The sequence below is a fragment of the Ruoffia sp. FAM 20857 genome, from assembly GCF_045528645.1.
Taxonomy (GTDB): Bacteria; Bacillota; Bacilli; order Lactobacillales; family Aerococcaceae; genus Ruoffia; species Ruoffia halotolerans.
In genome coordinates this window covers 1-341 of sequence record NZ_JBGQRB010000127.1, presented here as the reverse complement: position 1 = coordinate 341, position 341 = coordinate 1, and the positions used below count along the sequence as shown (strand labels likewise).

General features: G+C 38.4%; 1 protein-coding gene. It reads left to right on the top strand.

Features of this window, described 5'->3' with window-relative positions; genetic code table 11:
• Positions 1-96: 96 nt before the first annotated feature.
• A partial coding sequence (locus ACEN4N_RS11530; RefSeq protein WP_407090996.1) for a helix-turn-helix domain-containing protein occupies positions 97-341 on the top strand: 245 nt, incomplete at its 3' end.

Genomic DNA, 341 nt, shown 5'->3' with positions numbered 1-341 from the left:
GATGAATTGTAAAATTAAGTGCGACAAATAAAGAAACCCATAACAGGTTCGTGTAAAATGTTAGTAATGACAAAAACATAAACACGGAGGTCTGTTATGAGCTACACACATCTTACCATAGAGGAACGTTCAAAAATAGAAATACTCTATCAAGAAGGCTATAAAATTAATCGCATTGCTCAATTAATCGGGCGCCATCGGTCAACGATTTATCGAGAACTTAAACGATGCCCTTCAGATCAATACCAAGCTCAGGATACCCATGAAGGTGCCAATCAACGTGCACGTCTTAAGGGTAGAAATCCTAAGTACACGGTCGAGCTACTTAAAGACATTCAAGA